Annotated in this window: 13 protein-coding genes; 7 read left to right on the top strand and 6 right to left on the bottom strand. The window is 69.4% G+C overall.

The features are described from left to right. Positions 1-20 precede the first annotated feature (20 nt). From AACL56_RS15075 to AACL56_RS15085, 3 genes are all read left to right on the top strand, one after another. Positions 21-3,095, top strand: a complete 3,075-nt coding sequence (locus tag AACL56_RS15075; protein WP_339090613.1) for an FAD-binding and (Fe-S)-binding domain-containing protein — start codon at positions 21-23, stop codon at positions 3,093-3,095. Positions 3,096-3,170: 75 nt separating this feature from the next. After that, positions 3,171-4,391, top strand: a complete 1,221-nt coding sequence (locus AACL56_RS15080; protein WP_339090614.1) for a YbfB/YjiJ family MFS transporter — start codon at positions 3,171-3,173, stop codon at positions 4,389-4,391. Continuing rightward, the gene (locus AACL56_RS15085) at positions 4,388-4,924 is read left to right on the top strand and encodes a methylated-DNA--[protein]-cysteine S-methyltransferase (protein ID WP_339090615.1); all 537 of its coding nucleotides are present in this window, start codon (positions 4,388-4,390) and stop codon (positions 4,922-4,924) included. The genes AACL56_RS15080 and AACL56_RS15085 overlap by 4 nt, the downstream gene beginning before the upstream one ends. A gap of 33 nt (positions 4,925-4,957) precedes the next feature. Here AACL56_RS15085 and AACL56_RS15090 read toward each other — a convergent pair whose 3' ends face one another. After that, on the bottom strand, positions 4,958-6,178 hold the full coding sequence (locus AACL56_RS15090) for an MFS transporter (RefSeq protein ID WP_339090616.1): 1,221 nt from the start codon (positions 6,176-6,178) through the stop codon (positions 4,958-4,960). Positions 6,179-6,281: 103 nt separating this feature from the next. Beyond that, positions 6,282-7,220, bottom strand: coding sequence for a LysR family transcriptional regulator (locus AACL56_RS15095; RefSeq protein ID WP_339090617.1), 939 nt, complete (start codon positions 7,218-7,220; stop codon positions 6,282-6,284). Between the two features lie 128 nt (positions 7,221-7,348). On the opposite strand from AACL56_RS15095, the gene AACL56_RS15100 reads away from it, so the two are divergent. Further along, positions 7,349-8,206 carry an NmrA family NAD(P)-binding protein gene (locus tag AACL56_RS15100; RefSeq protein WP_339090618.1) on the top strand — a complete coding sequence of 286 codons (858 nt, stop codon included), beginning with the start codon at positions 7,349-7,351 and terminating at the stop codon, positions 8,204-8,206. Positions 8,207-8,225: 19 nt separating this feature from the next. Here AACL56_RS15100 and AACL56_RS15105 read toward each other — a convergent pair whose 3' ends face one another. Beyond that, complete coding sequence (locus AACL56_RS15105) at positions 8,226-9,113, bottom strand: LysR substrate-binding domain-containing protein (RefSeq protein ID WP_339090619.1); 888 nt, start codon at positions 9,111-9,113, stop codon at positions 8,226-8,228. Between the two features lie 80 nt (positions 9,114-9,193). On the opposite strand from AACL56_RS15105, the gene AACL56_RS15110 reads away from it, so the two are divergent. The 3 genes from AACL56_RS15110 (at position 9,194) to AACL56_RS15120 (ending at position 12,383) form a co-directional block, all read left to right on the top strand. Beyond that, positions 9,194-10,366 carry an MFS transporter gene (locus AACL56_RS15110; protein WP_339090620.1) on the top strand — a complete coding sequence of 391 codons (1,173 nt, stop codon included), beginning with the start codon at positions 9,194-9,196 and terminating at the stop codon, positions 10,364-10,366. 38 nt (positions 10,367-10,404) lie between these two features. Further along, a complete protein-coding gene (locus AACL56_RS15115; RefSeq protein WP_339090621.1) occupies positions 10,405-11,025 on the top strand; it encodes a pyridoxamine 5'-phosphate oxidase family protein in 621 nt (206 codons plus the stop codon). 87 nt (positions 11,026-11,112) lie between these two features. Next, a protein-coding gene (locus AACL56_RS15120) for an IS3 family transposase (RefSeq protein ID WP_339088234.1) occupies positions 11,113-12,383 on the top strand; the annotation gives its coding sequence in 2 pieces (ribosomal slippage) (positions 11,113-11,472 and positions 11,475-12,383; 1,269 coding nt in all). A gap of 41 nt (positions 12,384-12,424) precedes the next feature. On the opposite strand, the gene AACL56_RS15125 is transcribed toward AACL56_RS15120, so the two are convergent. The 3 genes from AACL56_RS15125 to AACL56_RS15135 form a co-directional block, all read right to left on the bottom strand. Further along, entirely contained in the window at positions 12,425-12,586 is a 162-nt protein-coding gene (locus tag AACL56_RS15125; RefSeq protein ID WP_339090622.1) for an HHHH-motif protein, read from the bottom strand. Between the two features lie 192 nt (positions 12,587-12,778). After that, positions 12,779-13,144: a VOC family protein gene (locus AACL56_RS15130; protein WP_339090623.1), complete on the bottom strand. Its 366-nt coding sequence runs from the start codon at positions 13,142-13,144 to the stop codon at positions 12,779-12,781. Positions 13,145-13,166: 22 nt separating this feature from the next. Beyond that, positions 13,167-14,465 carry an MFS transporter gene (locus AACL56_RS15135; protein ID WP_339090624.1) on the bottom strand — a complete coding sequence of 433 codons (1,299 nt, stop codon included), beginning with the start codon at positions 14,463-14,465 and terminating at the stop codon, positions 13,167-13,169. Between the last annotated feature and the right edge of the window lie 11 nt (positions 14,466-14,476).

The following is a 14,476-nucleotide window of genomic DNA, read 5'->3' on the forward strand; positions in this document are numbered from 1 at the left end:
AGGAAAAACAGAGCCCCACCATGCGCATCGATCCCGCCAGCCACATGCAGCCAGCCGGAACAGTTCTTCCGCCCAACGACACCTGCGAGCTGCTCGCGCGGCGGCTGCGCGCCGACACGCAGGGCGAGGTGCTGTTCGACGACGGCTCGCGCGGTCGCTACGCCACCGACGCGTCGATCTACCAGATCACGCCGGTGGGCGCCTTCGTGCCCACGAACGAGCGCGACATCGCCACCGCCATCGACATCGCCCGCGACCTGAAGGTGCCGGTGCTCGCGCGCGGCGGCGGCACCAGCCAGTGCGGCCAGACCACGGGCGCGGCGCTGGTGATCGACAACAGCAAGCATTTCCGGCGCGTGCTCGACGTGGACGTGGAGGAGGGCACCGCCACCGTCGAGCCCGGCCTGGTGCTCGACCACCTCAACGCGCAGCTCAAGCCGCACGGGCTCTGGTATCCGGTGGACGTGTCGACCAGCGCGCAGGCCACGCTCGGCGGCATGGCGGGCAACAACTCCTGCGGCTCGCGCTCCATTGCCTACGGCAACATGGTGCACAACGTGCTTGGCGCGAGCGCATGGCTGTCGAACGGCGAACTGGTCGACTTCGGCCCCGTCGGCACGCTGGGCGTGCGCGCGGCCGGCATCGCGCAGTTCGTGCGCAGCCTCGCGCGGCAGCACCGCGAGCAGATCGCCGAGCACTGGCCCAAGGTGATGCGCCGCGTGGCGGGCTACAACCTCGACATCTTCGACAACCAGAGCGAGCGGCCCTACACCGCGGACGGCAGCGTGAACCTCGCTCACCTGCTCATCGGGTCGGAAGGCACGCTGGCCTACACGCGCAGCCTCAAGCTCAAGCTGGCGCCGCTGCCGCGCGCCAAGGTGCTGGGCATCGTGAACTTCCCGACCTTCCATGCGGCCATGGATTCGGCCCAGCACATCGTGAAGCTCGGGCCCACGGCGGTGGAGCTGGTCGACCGCACCATGATCGAGCTGAGCCTGGCCAACCCCGCCTTCAGGCCGACGGTGGAAACCGCGCTCATCGGCAAGCCGGCCGCCATCCTGCTGGTGGAGTTCTCGGGCGCGGACAAGGCTTCGCTGCTGCCGCAGCTCAAGCGGCTCGTCGAGCTGATGGGCGACCTCGGCCTGCCGGGCAGCGTGGTCGAGATGCCCGACGACGCGCGCCAGAAGAACCTGTGGGAGGTGCGCAAGGCGGGCCTCAACATCATGATGAGCCTGAAGGGCGACGGCAAGCCGGTGAGCTTCATCGAGGACTGCGCCGTGCCGCTCGAGCACCTGGCCGAGTACACCGATGCGCTGACCGAGGTGTTCGCCCGGCACGGCAGCCGCGGCACCTGGTACGCGCACGCGTCGGTCGGCACGCTGCATGTGCGGCCGATCCTGGACATGCGCGTGGACGGCGCCTCGAAGATGCGCGCCATCGCGGAAGAGGCCGGCGCGCTGGTGCGCAAGTACAAGGGCGCCTTCAGCGGCGAGCACGGCGACGGCCTGTGCCGCGGCGAGTGGATCGAATGGCAGTTCGGCCCGGCACTCAACGAGGCCTTCCGCTCGATCAAGCGCAAGCTCGACCCGATCGGCCTGTTCAACCCCGGCAAGATCATCGATCCGCCGCGCATGGACGACGGCGCGCTGTTCCGCTTCGCGCCGCCCACCGCGCCCCGGCCGTACCGCCGCATCGAACTCAAGCCGGTGCTCGACTGGTCGGCCTGGAACGTCGACGCCGACCCCGTGACCGAGGTGACCACCGCGCCGGGCACCGGCGGCGACAGCACCGGCGGCCTGGCCAAGGCGGTGGAGATGTGCAACAACAACGGCCATTGCCGCAAGTTCGACGCCGGCACGATGTGCCCGAGCTACCGCGTGACGCGCGACGAAGAGCACCTCACGCGCGGCCGCGCCAACACGCTGCGGCTGGCGCTGTCCGGCCAGCTCGGACCCGACGCTTTCACCAGCGAGGCCATGCACGACACCATGGACCTGTGCGTCGGCTGCAAGGGCTGCAAGCGCGACTGCCCCACGGGCGTGGACATGGCGAAGATGAAGGTCGAGTTTCTCGACCACTACAAGAAGCGCCACGGCCACACGCTGAAAGACCGGCTGGTGGCCAACCTGCCCGACTACGCGCACAAGGCCAGCCGCATGCCGTGGCTGCTGAACCTGCGCAACAGCGTGCCGGGTGCGGCATGGCTCGGCGAGAAGCTGCTGGGATTTTCCGCGAAGCGATCGCTGCCGGCATGGCGCCGCGACACCTTCTGGCGCGGCAAGGCCAACGAACCGGGCCTGTTCGTCGAGCGCGACGTGGCGCTGGCCATCGCACGTCGCGGCGGCAAGGCGGCAGTGCTGTTCGTCGACACCTTCAACGGCACCTTCGAAAGCGAGAACGCCTTTGCCGCGGCGCGCGTGCTTCAGGCCGCGGGCTACGTGCTGCACACGGTCGAGAAGCGCGGCGGGCACCACTGCTGCGGCCGCACCTTCCTGGCGAGCGGCATGGTCGACGAGGCGAAGAAGAAGGCCGAGGCGCTGATCGACGCGCTGGTGCCGCTGGCGCGTGCCGGCGTGCCCATCGTTGGCCTGGAGCCCTCGTGCCTGCTCACGCTGCGCGACGAGGCGCTGGTGATGGGCTTCGGCGAGAAGGCCGAGATGGTGGCGAAGCACGCGTTGCTGTTCGAGGAGTTCATTGCACGCGAAGCGAAGCAGGGGCGCTTCGAGATCGCGCTGAGGCCGGCTGGGGTGCCGATCCTGCTGCACGGCCACTGCCACCAGAAGGCCTTCGGCGCGGTGAGCCCGGTGATGGAGGTGCTCAGGCTCATCCCGGGCGCACAGCCCGAGCTCATCGAAAGCTCGTGCTGCGGCATGGCCGGCAGCTTCGGCTACGAGGCGAGCCACCATGCGGTGTCGATGCAGATGGCCGAGGCCAGCCTGCTGCCGGCCATCCGCAAGCAGCCGAACGCCGTCGTGGTGGCCGACGGCACCAGCTGCCGGCACCAGATCGAAGACGGCGCGCAGCGCGAGGCGGTGCACGTGGCGGTGCTGCTGGAGCGCCACCTGCTGCACACGGACCCGGTCGGCGCGGCCTGATGCGCGCGACGGCGCGGGCCGTCGCCGTGACCTGCAGGATCGGCCGGGCTGCCGCAGAATAGGCCGACCGATCCCATGTCGACCACGCTCACTTCCGCCGCTCCCTCGCAGCCCGTGCTGCGCCTTGCCTTCGCGCTCTCGATGGGCGCGGCCGTGTCGCTCGGCATCACGCGATTCGCCTATGGGCTGCTGCTGCCGCCGATGCGCGAGGACCTGGGCTGGAGCTATGCGCTGGCCGGCGGCATGAACACCGCGAACGCAGTCGGCTACCTCATCGGCGCCTTGATCACGCCCGCACTGATGCGGCGCTTCGGCGTCACGCGGCTGCTGGTGTGGGGCGCCGTGCTGGCGAGCGTCTTCATGGCGGGCAGCGGCTTCGTGACGGCGGCGCCTGCACTGCTGCTGCAGCGTCTGCTCGCCGGCGTGGCCAGCGCGTGGGTGTTCGTGGCGGGCGGGCTGCTGGCCGCGCGGCTCGGCGAGGGCGGCGCTTCGCGCAGCGGGCTGCTGCTTGGCATCTACTACGGCGGCACGGGCTTCGGCATCACGTTGTCGGCGCTGCTCGTGCCGCAGGTGCTGCGCCTGGCGGCCGACGTGCCACACGGCTGGGCCTGGGCCTGGTGGGCGCTGGCGGTCGCGAGCGCGGCGGCCACGCTGCTGCTGGCCTGGGCCGGCCGTGCCATGCCCGAGCGGCCGGCCCAGGCCGCGCAACCGGCGGCAGCCGCCGGCACGCCGCCGGTCGCGTTGCGCCGATTCGGCTGGGCGCTCGCGGGCTATGCGTTGTTCGGCATGGGCTATATCGGCTACATGACTTTCGTGATCGCGCTGCTGCGAGAGCAGGACGCCAGCGCCGGTTTCGTCACGCTGTTCTACGCCCTGCTGGGCATCGCGTGCGTGGCTTCGTCGCGGCTGTGGGCCGGCCTGCTCGACCGCTACCGCGGCGGCCAGCCGCAGGCGCTGCTCGACGGGCTGCTGGGCGTGGCCACGCTGCTGCCGGTGCTGAGCCCTTCGGCACCCGTGGCGCTGGTGTCGGGCGTGCTGTTCGGCGGCGTGTTCCTGTCGGTGGTGGCCTCGACCACCGCGCTGGTGCGCCACAACCTGCCGCCGGCGCGCTGGGCGCAGGGCATCAGCATGTTCACCATCGTCTTCGCGCTCGGGCAGATCGTCGGGCCGACCGTCACGGGCTGGATCTCGGACGGCGCGGGCGGCCTGGCGCGCGGCCTGGTGGCCTCGGCGATCGCACTGTGGCTCGGTGCTGCGCTTGCCTGGCGGCAGCGGCCCCTGCAGGCGTCGGCATGAGCGGCTTCGCGTTGTTCGACACGGCCATCGGCATGTGTGCGCTGGCGTGGGGTCCGCAAGGGCTGGCCGGCGTGCAGTTGCCCACCGACGACGGCGAAGCCGCCACGCGCGCTCGCATGGCGCGGCGCTTTCCGGCGCTGCGCGAAAGCCTGCCCGACGAGATGGCGCAGCATGCGATCGCGGCCATCCAGGGGCTGCTGCAGGGCGGGCACGACGATCTGGCGCACATCGTGCTCGACATGCGGGGCGTGTCGGAATTCCACCAGCGCGTCTACGCCATCGCACGGCGCATTCCCCCGGGGCAGACCCGCACCTACGGCGAGATCGCGCAAGAACTCGGCGACAAGGGCCTCGCGCGCGCCGTGGGTCAGGCGATGGGCCACAACCCTTTCGCGCCGGTGGTGCCATGCCACCGCGTGCTTGCGGCCGGCAACAAGCCCGGCGGCTTCTCGGCAGGCGGCGGCGCACTCACCAAGCTGCGCATGCTCGCCATCGAGGACGCGCGGCCGAACGGCATGGCCTCGTTGTTCTAGCGTGTCGGCGGCATCGGCGCCCGATGCGGCCTCTCAGCCCGGCACCGCGGGCAGCCGGTGCAGCGTGGCGATGCGCGAGGCGAAGATGAGCGCGGTCTGCAGCGCGAAGCCTGCCAGCGCGAGCAGCAGGCAGGCCGGCTCGCCCCAGGCCGCACCCACCGCGCCGCCGAGCGCTGCGCCGATGGGCCGCGCACCCGCGTTGATCGTGAGGAACACCGCCGACACGCGCCCGAGCATGGCCGCTTCCGTGACGCTCTGGCGCAGCGTGGTCGAGGTGATGACCCAGACCATCGGCCCCGCACCGAACAGGAAGAACGACAGCGCGGCCAGCCAGGCGGCCGGCACCGCGAGCGTGGCGGCCATCACGGCCGCGGCAAGCACGGCCACCGCTGGGCCGACCTGGATCGCGCGGCCGAACGGCAGGCGCGCCACCACGCGCGAGGTCAGCAGCGCGCCGGCGACCATGCCCGCGCCGTAGGTCGCGAGCGTGAAGCCGACCGCCTGCGCGCCGAGGCCGAGCACGCGCACCGCATACGGCACATAGCCGGCCTGCAGCACGAACCACGCGATGTTGAAGACTGCGCCGGTCATCAGCATCGGCCGCAGCAGTTCGCTGTGCCAGACGAAGCGTGCGCCGTCTCGCACCTCGAGCAGCGGATGCCGGCGCGAGGCGGGCGCGCGCGGCGCCTCGGCCAATCTCAGCAACAGGCCCACCGCCGCGGTCGAGAGCACAGCGGCCAGCACGAACGCCGCCGCTGCACCCGCCCATGCGACCAGCGCGCCCGCCAGCGCGGGGCCGGCGGTGAACGCGGCGCTGCGTGCAAGTTCGAGCAGGCCGTTGGCCCGGCCCAATGCCTCGCGCGGCACGAGCGACGGCACCAGCGCCGGCGCCGCCACGCTGAAGCCCACGGTCCCGACCGCACCGAGAAACCCCAGCACCGCGAGCCAACCGATGCCGAGTCTCGAGGCCATCACCAGGCCGAGCAGCACCAGCAACGAGACGGCACGCAGCCACTCGGCCCACACCATCAGGCGCCGGCGCGACATGCGGTCTGCCAGCAGGCCCATCGGTATCGAGACGAGCAGGAAGGGCAGTGTCTGCACCGCCGCGAGAAAGCCGATCTCGCCGGGACCGGCGCCGAGCGCGAGCACCGCGACCAGCGGCACGGCCGCGAGGCTCAGCTGTTCGGCGGACTGCGCCGCGAGGTTGGACCCGGCGAGGTACAGGAAAGGGCGGGGAAGCACTTCGGACATGCGGTGGTGCCTGCGGACGTCTGGCGAAAGCCCGATCTTGCGAGCGAGTGCCGGGGCGCGCCGGCCGTTTCCGGACCCGCAAGCATCCGCGGTGCGCAACCCCTCAGCGGCGCGTCCCCGGCTTCGCTGCAGGCATGGCGGCCGGCGCGACCACGCCCATCACGAAGTCGATGAACGCGCGCACCTTCGCGGCCGGCAGGTGCCGCGACGGATACAGCGCGTAGAGCGGCAGCCGCTCGTCGGGCCAGTCGGGAAACAGGTCGACCAGCGCGCCGCTGTCGAGCTGCGGCTGGATGCCGACCGCCTTGATCTGCGCCACGCAGATGCCCGCCAGCGTGGTCTCGAGGATGGTGCCGGGATCGCTCAGCAGTAGGCGGCCGGCGGTCGGAACCTTCACCAGCTTGCGCCCGCGCTGGAATTCCCAGGCGAAGGGCTGGCCCGTGGCGGCGTTGCGCACCTGCAGGCAGGCGTGGCCGGCAAGGTCTGCCGGCTTCGCGGGCCGCCCGTGCCGTGCGATGTACGCCGGAGAGGCCACGGTGACCACGCGCGAGTCGGTCAGCTTGCGCGCCACCAGGGACGACGATGGTGGCTCGCCGAAGCGCACCGCGATGTCGAAGCCCTCGGCCACGAGGTCGCCGAGTTGTTCGCGTGCGATCAGTTCCAGGGTGAGGTCGGGATGCTGCGCCAGGAAGCGCGGCAGGTGCGGCGCCAGCAGCAGGCGCGAGCTGAAGGCGTCGGTGTTCACGCGCAGCCGTCCGCGCACCGCGCCGGACGAGCCCGCGGCGAGGGTCACCGCGTCCTCGATGCCGAGCACCAGCGGGTTGATGTTGGCGTAGAGCAGCCGTCCCTCGTCGGTGAGGCTGAGCGAGCGCGTGGTGCGGTCGAAGAGCCGCACGCCGATGCGGCCCTCGAGCCGGGCGATGGCGCGGCTCACGCCGGAAGGCGTCAGGCCGAGTGCGTTGGCCGCGCTCGCAAAGCTGCCGCCTTCGACCACGGCGGCCATCACGCTGACGTTGGAGAGAAGGCGCCCGTCGAGTGTCATTTTTCGTTCGTTTGAATTCGTGATCTGCCGTCATGAATGATATGCCTCGAGGTCGCTTTACTCAAAGATGACCGGTTCCTACGATTCGCTGCGTTGCATCCCGCATCGATAGGAAAAAGGAAAACCTCATGTACGCCATCACAGGAATCACGGGACAGGTCGGGGGCGCCGCCGCGCGCGCCTTGCTGTCGGCAGGCCAACCGGTTCGCGCGGTCGTGCGCGACGCCGGCAAGGGCCACGCCTGGGCCGGGCTCGGCTGCGACGTTGCCGTTGCCGGCATGAACGACGCGCAGGCGCTGTCGCGTGCCTTCGCAGGCACGAAGGGCGTCTTCGTGCTGCCACCGTCCAACTTCGATCCCGAACCGGGCTTCCCGGAAGCCAGGGCGGAGAACGCCGCGGTGCGCGAGGCACTCGACGCGACCCGTCCGCCGCGCGTGGTGTGCCTGTCGACGGTCGGCGCGCAGGCCGCGCAGCCCAACCTGCTGAGCCAGCGCACGCTGATGGAAGAAGCGCTTCGCACGCTGCCGATCCCGGTCACCTTCCTGCGGCCGGCGTGGTTCCTCGAGAACCTGCGCTGGGACATCGCGCAGGCGCGCGAGCAGGGTGTGCTGTCGAGCTACCTTCAGCCGCTCGATCGCGCCATTCCGATGGTGGCGACGGCCGACGTGGGGCGCGTCGCGGCCGAGTTGCTGATGCAGCCGGGCGATGTGCCGCGCATCGTCGAGCTCGAAGGACCGCAGCGGTTGACACAGCACGCGGTGGCCGATGCACTCGCGCAGGTGCTGGGCCGGCCGGTGCGCGCCGAGGCGGTGCCGCGCGAGACCTGGGGCGCGGTCTTCCGCGCGCAGGGCATGCGCGACCCGGTGCCGCGCATCCAGATGCTCGACGGTTTCAACGAAGGATGGATCCGCTTCGAAGGCGCGGACGATAGCGTGCGCAAGGGCTCGGTAGGCGTGGCTGCGGTGATCCGCTCGCTGCTCGGCTGACCCGCCGGACGAGCCGGTGCTAGACCGCCTCGGACCGCATCTGCTCGAACCACTCGGCCACGTACGCCGCCTCCGGGGCGGCGTCCGGCGCGAGGCCATAGTAGTAGCGCTGGAGCGTCATGCGCATCTCCGGCATCGGCGACTGCAGCCGCCCGGAGGCCAGGTCGTGCGCCACCAGCGACGTCGGCGCGAGCGCGATGCCCAGGCCGTCGATCGCGGCCTGCAGGACGAAATGCAGGTGGTCGAACTGCAGCCGGCCGGCCGGGCGGGTGCGTGGTGCGCCGAACTGCTTCTTCCAGGCATCCCAGTCGTCCTTGCGCGTCCTGGCCGACAGCAGCACGTGCGCAGCGAGCGCGCGCAGGTCGGGCAGCGGGTGCGCCTTGAAGAGCGCCGGTGCACCGACCACCAGCACCTCGTCCTTCAGGAACGGCCGCACCTTGATGGACGGCGGCCAGCCTTCGAGGCCCCGGCGCACGGCGATGTCGAAGCTGTCGACCGCCTGCTCGGGCATCACGGTGCTGGTGACGACCTGCGGCTCGATGTCCGGAAAGCGCTCGACGAAGGAGGGCAGCCGCGGAATGAGCCAGCGCACCGCGAACGACGGTCGGACGTTGATCCGCACCGCGCGGGCCGGGCCATGGGCCTGCAGTGCGCGCGCGGCGGCGTTGATCTGCGCGAGGGCGGGTTCGACTTCGGCATGGAACTGCTGTCCCTCGGCGGTGAGTGCCACCTGCCTCACGCGCCGCTCGAACAGCACCACGCCGAGGAATTCCTCGAGGCTCTTGATCTGCCGGCTCACCGCGCTGTGGGTCACGTGCAGTTCGAGCGCCGCGCGCGTGAAGCTCAGGTGGCGGGCCGCAGCGGCAAAGGCGCGCACGGCGTTCAGGGGAGGCTCGCGGAACGACATATGCGTGCGATTTTCTCACGCATGACGCACGTTAATGTCGTTTGTCGGCGGGGCAGGGCGCGGCGCACCATCAGGGCTCGATGTCCTTCAACGCACCCGCCGCATCCGCACCCGGCCTCACGGCCACCGACCTGAACTCGCGCCATGCGGCGATGGCCCTCGGCCTCTCGCTGCCGGCCGACGTGGTGCTCTACCTGCTGCTGCCGATGTATGCGAGCCAGTTCGGCGTGACGCTGGCCGAGGCGGGCATGCTGCTGGCGGCCAACCGGCTGGTGCGCATCGCGGGCTACGGCTACGTCGCGCGCTTCTATGCGCGCCATGGCGACCGGCCGACCTGCACGATGGCCGTGCTGGCGGCGGCCGCCTGCGGGCTGGGCTACGCAACGCTCTCCGGTTTCTGGGCCTTGCTGCCGCTGCGCCTCGTGTGGGGCCTGTGCTTCGCGGCACTGAACCTGTCGACGCAGGCGCTGGCCACGGCCGACCCGATCGGCGCCGCGCGGCGCAACGGCCGCTCGCGCGCCTTCATCGCCCTGGGGCCGGTGCTGGCGCTGCCGCTGGGCGCGCTGCTGGCGCACTGGAGCGGGCCGCGCGCCATCTTCGGCATCCTGGCGGTGGTCTCTCTGTCAGCGTGGTTCGTCACACGGCGGCTGCCTGCCGCACCGCATCCGGCAGGCAAGCCCGCGCGCCGGTTCAAGTGGCCCAACAGCCTGGACGGCTGGTCGTTCATGGAGGGGCTGGCGCTCGACGGGCTCTTCATCGTGGGCCTGTCCTATCTCGGCAAGGACCTGATGCCCGGCGGCGCGGTGATCGTGGCCGGCGTGCTGATGGCGCTGCGCTACCTTGCGGAGATCCTCCTGAGCCCGGTCGGCGGCCACATGGCGGAGCGCTTCGGTGCCGAGCGCCTGCTGGTGAGCCTGTCGCTGGTCACGGCCATCGCGCTCGTGGGTTTCGGCCTGGGGTGGCTGTGGAGCTGCGCGGCGCTGATCGTGGTGCTGCGGGCCCTGCAGCTGCCGCTGCTGCCACCCATCGTGGTGCGTCGCACGCCCGGCCCCGAGCGGGTGCAGGCGCTGGCGGCGCGCTCGGTGTGGCGCGACATCGGCGCCGGCACCGGGCCGCTCATCGCCGGGCTGCTGCTGCCCGTGGCGTCGCCGCCGTGGATCTACGGCACGGCCGCGCTGCTGCTGGCCGCGATGGCGCTGGCCTGCGGCTGGAATTCGGCGCCTGCCACCGAAGCCGCGCGCGCGGCCCGTTGAACTGCCCGCTGCATTTCCTGTTTCAAAGGACCCATCGAATGACCACGGCACATGCCATCGAGAACATCGAGCAGCTCGAGGCCCTGTTCGGCCAGCCCGGCGAGGCCGCGCTGAAGAAGGAGGTGTCGTACCTGCACCCGTCCTACCAGGCGCTGATTGCCGCATCGCCTTTCGCGGCGCTCGCCACCCTGGGGCCCGGCGGGCTCGACGTGTCCCCGCGCGGCGATCCGCCGGGCTTCGTCGCGGTGCAGGACGACAAGACCCTGCTGATGCCTGAACGCCGCGGCAACAACCGCATCGACAGCCTGCGCAATATCGTGGCCGACCCGCGCGTGGCGCTGCTGTTCCTGATTCCCGGCGTGGGCGAGACGCTGCGCGTGAACGGCAAGGCCGGCATCACGGTCGATCCCGCGCTGCTGGCGCGTTTCGCGATGGACGGCAAGCCGCCGCAGTGCGTGATCCGCATCCGTGTGGAAAAGGTGTTCTTCCAGTGCGCCCGCGCGATCCAGCGCTCCAGGCTGTGGGCGCCGCTGCCGCCGGACGCGGTGCGCGCGGTGCCCACGCCGGGCGCCATCCTGTCGGCGCTGACCGGATCGGCGTTCGACGGGGCGACATACGACAGGGAACTGCCGGCCAGGCAGCGTGCGACGCTGTATTGAAAAAGCCCGCTGGCGCGGGCTTTTTCAATGGACTGTGACCCGTCCTGACCTGGGTTGACACCTTTTCCTCTCAGAAAAGGCGAGTCAATGGAATCAGGTATCAAACGCACGCAGAGCGACTACACGCTGGCTTTTAAGCTGTCGGTGGTCGATCAGGTAGAAAAAGGCGAGCTCACGTACAAGCAGGCCCAGGAGCGCTACGGCATCCAGGGTCGCTCGACGGTGTTGGTGTGGCTGCGCAAGCATGGCCGCCAGAGCTGGGGTTCGGCATCATGTCGGCTTCCCATGCCAGTACCGATCAAGAATTCCGCATCGCCATCCGCTGCGCCGCTGACTCCTGAGCAGAGGATCAAGGCTCTCGAAGTCCAGCTTCGCGAGGCCAATGAGAAGGCTCAGTTGTTCGAGGCCGTGCTCGATGTCCTGAAGAAGGACTATGGGGTGCGTGTCGTAAAAAAGCCTTCGGGCAAGTCCTCTCGCAAAAGCTCGTCCCGGGGCTGAGCGTGTTGAGGGCTTGCCGCCATTGGGGCGTCAGCCGCCAGGCTTACTACCAACAACTGCAGCACCAGCAGCAATGCCGTGCCCGTTCTGACACAGTGATCGAGCTTGTGCGTTCCGTGCGCCTGCGCCAGCCGCGGCTGGGCGCGCGCAAGCTGCACCATCTTCTCAAGCAGCCGCTGCACCAGGCCAACGCGAGCCTGGGGCGCGATGCGTTGCTGGACGTGCTGCGCGAGGCCCACATGCTGGTTCAGCCCAGGCGGGCGTATCACAAGACCACCGACAGCCATCACCGGTTGCGCCGTCATCCCAACCTGCTCAAGCAGGGGCCGGATCAGGTGCGCCCCACCGGCAGCGAGCAGGTCTGGGTGGCTGACATCACCTACCTGCCGACCGATCAAGGATTCGTCTATCTCAGCCTGGTGACGGATGCGTGGTCGCGCAAGATCGTGGGCCATCACGTGCACGACAGCCTGCACACCGAGCAGGTCAGCCGGGCGCTGAAGGTGGCGCTCAAGGGCCGCAAGACTGGGCAAATGCTGGTGCATCACTCGGACAGGGGCATCCAGTACTGCTCGAACGACTATCAGGAAATCCACCGCCGCCACGGCATCGCCTGCTCGATGACGGACGGCTACGACTGCTATCAGAACGCGCTGGCCGAGCGCGTCAACGGGATCTTGAAGATGGAGTTCCTGCTGCACCGGCCTGCCGATCTGACCCAGGCCAGCCGGATGGTCCAGCAGGCCGTGCAGATCTACAACCAAGAGAGACCGCACCTGTCCCTAAAATTGAAAACGCCCGATGAGGTTCATCGGGCGTCCGTTGCCGGCTGGATCAAGCCGGCTGTGTGTCCTTCATAGGTGTCAACCTATGGCAGGACGGGTCACTGCCGATGGGGCGATCAACGCACCCAGTGGCACACGCGGTGGTGGTGACGCGCGTCCCACTTGCACACCTTGTGCTTCTGCGGGTGGCGCGGAGCGGCGGAAGCAATGCTGGGGGCGAGCATTGCGAGGCCGGCGAAAGCGAGAACGCTGGAGAGGATGAGCTGCTTGGTCTTCATGTGGTTCTTTCTAAGCAATGGCATCGAAGAAGAGGAATGCGTCGTTCAATGGCGCCCCCGTCCAACGGCCCAGGGACGCGTTCCGATGACGGCGGTTGTGTCAAATGCAAGAAAAAGTTCGCGGGCTTGCGGCGGTGACGAAATTTCCTCGGCAGGCCGGGCGACTCCGGCGGCAAGGAAAGGAAAGCCGCGTCACGCCCGGAAGCCGCGGCTCGATATGGCCACCGGGTTGCCGTCCGGGTCCTTCGCATTGGCGAACGCATAGCCGTTCGCCTGGTGCGTCGCCCCGAACGCCAGCCCCTTCGCTGCCGCCTTCTGCTTGAAGCCTTCGATGTCCTCCACGTCGAACATCAGCTTCACGCCCGCCTGGCCGAGCTTCACGCTCTTCGCGGCCTGGTGGATCAGCAGGCCAGCGCCGCCTTTCGTCGCGCGCAGTTCGATCAACCCCTCGACGACCTCCAGGCTCGACGCGAATCCGAAGTGCATGCAATAGAACTCGGCCGTGGCTCGCATGTTCCGGGCGTAGAGGATGAGGGTCTGGAGGCGCGGACTGGTCATGGGCAAGCGGGGTTCGTGCGGGTCAGGCGCGGCCGGGTGCGGCTGCCTGTTCGGTGCGGGCATCGTGCCCGATGATGAGCACCAGCGCGAACGCCACGGCCGACAGCAGCGCCAGGAAGATCACGGCATAGATGTCGTTGCCCATGCGGTCCTTCAGCGCGCCGAAGATCGTCGGGCCGATGTAGCCGCCCAGATTGCCGATGGAGTTGATCCACGCGATGCCGGCCGCCGCCGCCGTGCCGCTCAGGATGGCGGTGGGCAGCGTCCAGAAGGTGGGCAGGGCGCTGAAGATGCCGAAGGCGGCGAGCGTCACGGCGGCCATCTTGGGAACGGGCGCGCTGGTTTCGGCCGCGAGCACCAGGCCGAGGAAGATGCAGGCCAGCGGAATCAGCAGGAACCACTTGCGCTCCTTGCGCGCGTCCGAGGCCCGCGTCCAGAACAGCATGGCGATGGCGCCCACCAGGTACGGGAAGGCGTTGATGAAGCCGATCTCCACATTGCTCAGGCCGCCGAAGCCCTTGATGATCTGCGGCAGGAAGAAGCTCAGGCCGTACAGCGGCACGGTGATGCCCATGTAGACGAAGCCCAGCCCGATCACGCGCGGGTTCAGCAGCGACTGCTTCCACGAGATGCTGTTGATCGACTCGCGGTTGCGGCGCTCCGAGTCGAGCGTGGCCTGCAGCCAGTCGCGTTCCTCGGTCGTGAGCCACCTGGCGTCCTTGGGGCCGTCGGGCAGGTACATCAGCACGAAGAAGGTCAGGATCAGCGAGGGAATCGCCTCGAGGATGAACAGCCACTGCCAGCCGTGCATGCCGCCCATGCCGTTCATGTTGAGGATGTAGCCCGAGATCGGCGAGCCGATCACGGTCGAGATGGGGATCGCGAACATGAACCAGCCCACGATGCGTGCGCGGTAGGCCGCCGGAAACCACAGCGTGATGTAGAAGATGACGCCCGGGAAGAAGCCCGCCTCGGCGATGCCGAGCAGGAAGCGCACCATGTTGAAGCTGGTCGAGCCGCCCACCCACGCCTGCGCGGCGGACAGGATGCCCCAGCTGAACATGATGCGTGCGATCCAGCGGCGCGCGCCGAAGCGCTCGAGCGCCATGTTGCTCGGCACCTCGAACAGGAAGTACGCGAGGAAGAAGATGCCGGCCGCGCTGCCGAACACCGCGGCGGAGAAGCCCAGGTCCTTGGACATCGCGGAACCGGCAAAGCCGAGGTTCACGCGGTCGAGGTAGGCGATGAAGTAGCTGACCATCAGCAGCGGCAGCAGCCGCCAGCTGATCTTCGAGATGGTTCTCTGTTCGACGGGATTCATCGTTTTGTCTC

Origin of the sequence: Variovorax paradoxus (genome assembly GCF_902712855.1) — a bacterium.
Classification (GTDB): Bacteria; Pseudomonadota; Gammaproteobacteria; order Burkholderiales; family Burkholderiaceae_C; genus Variovorax; species Variovorax paradoxus_Q.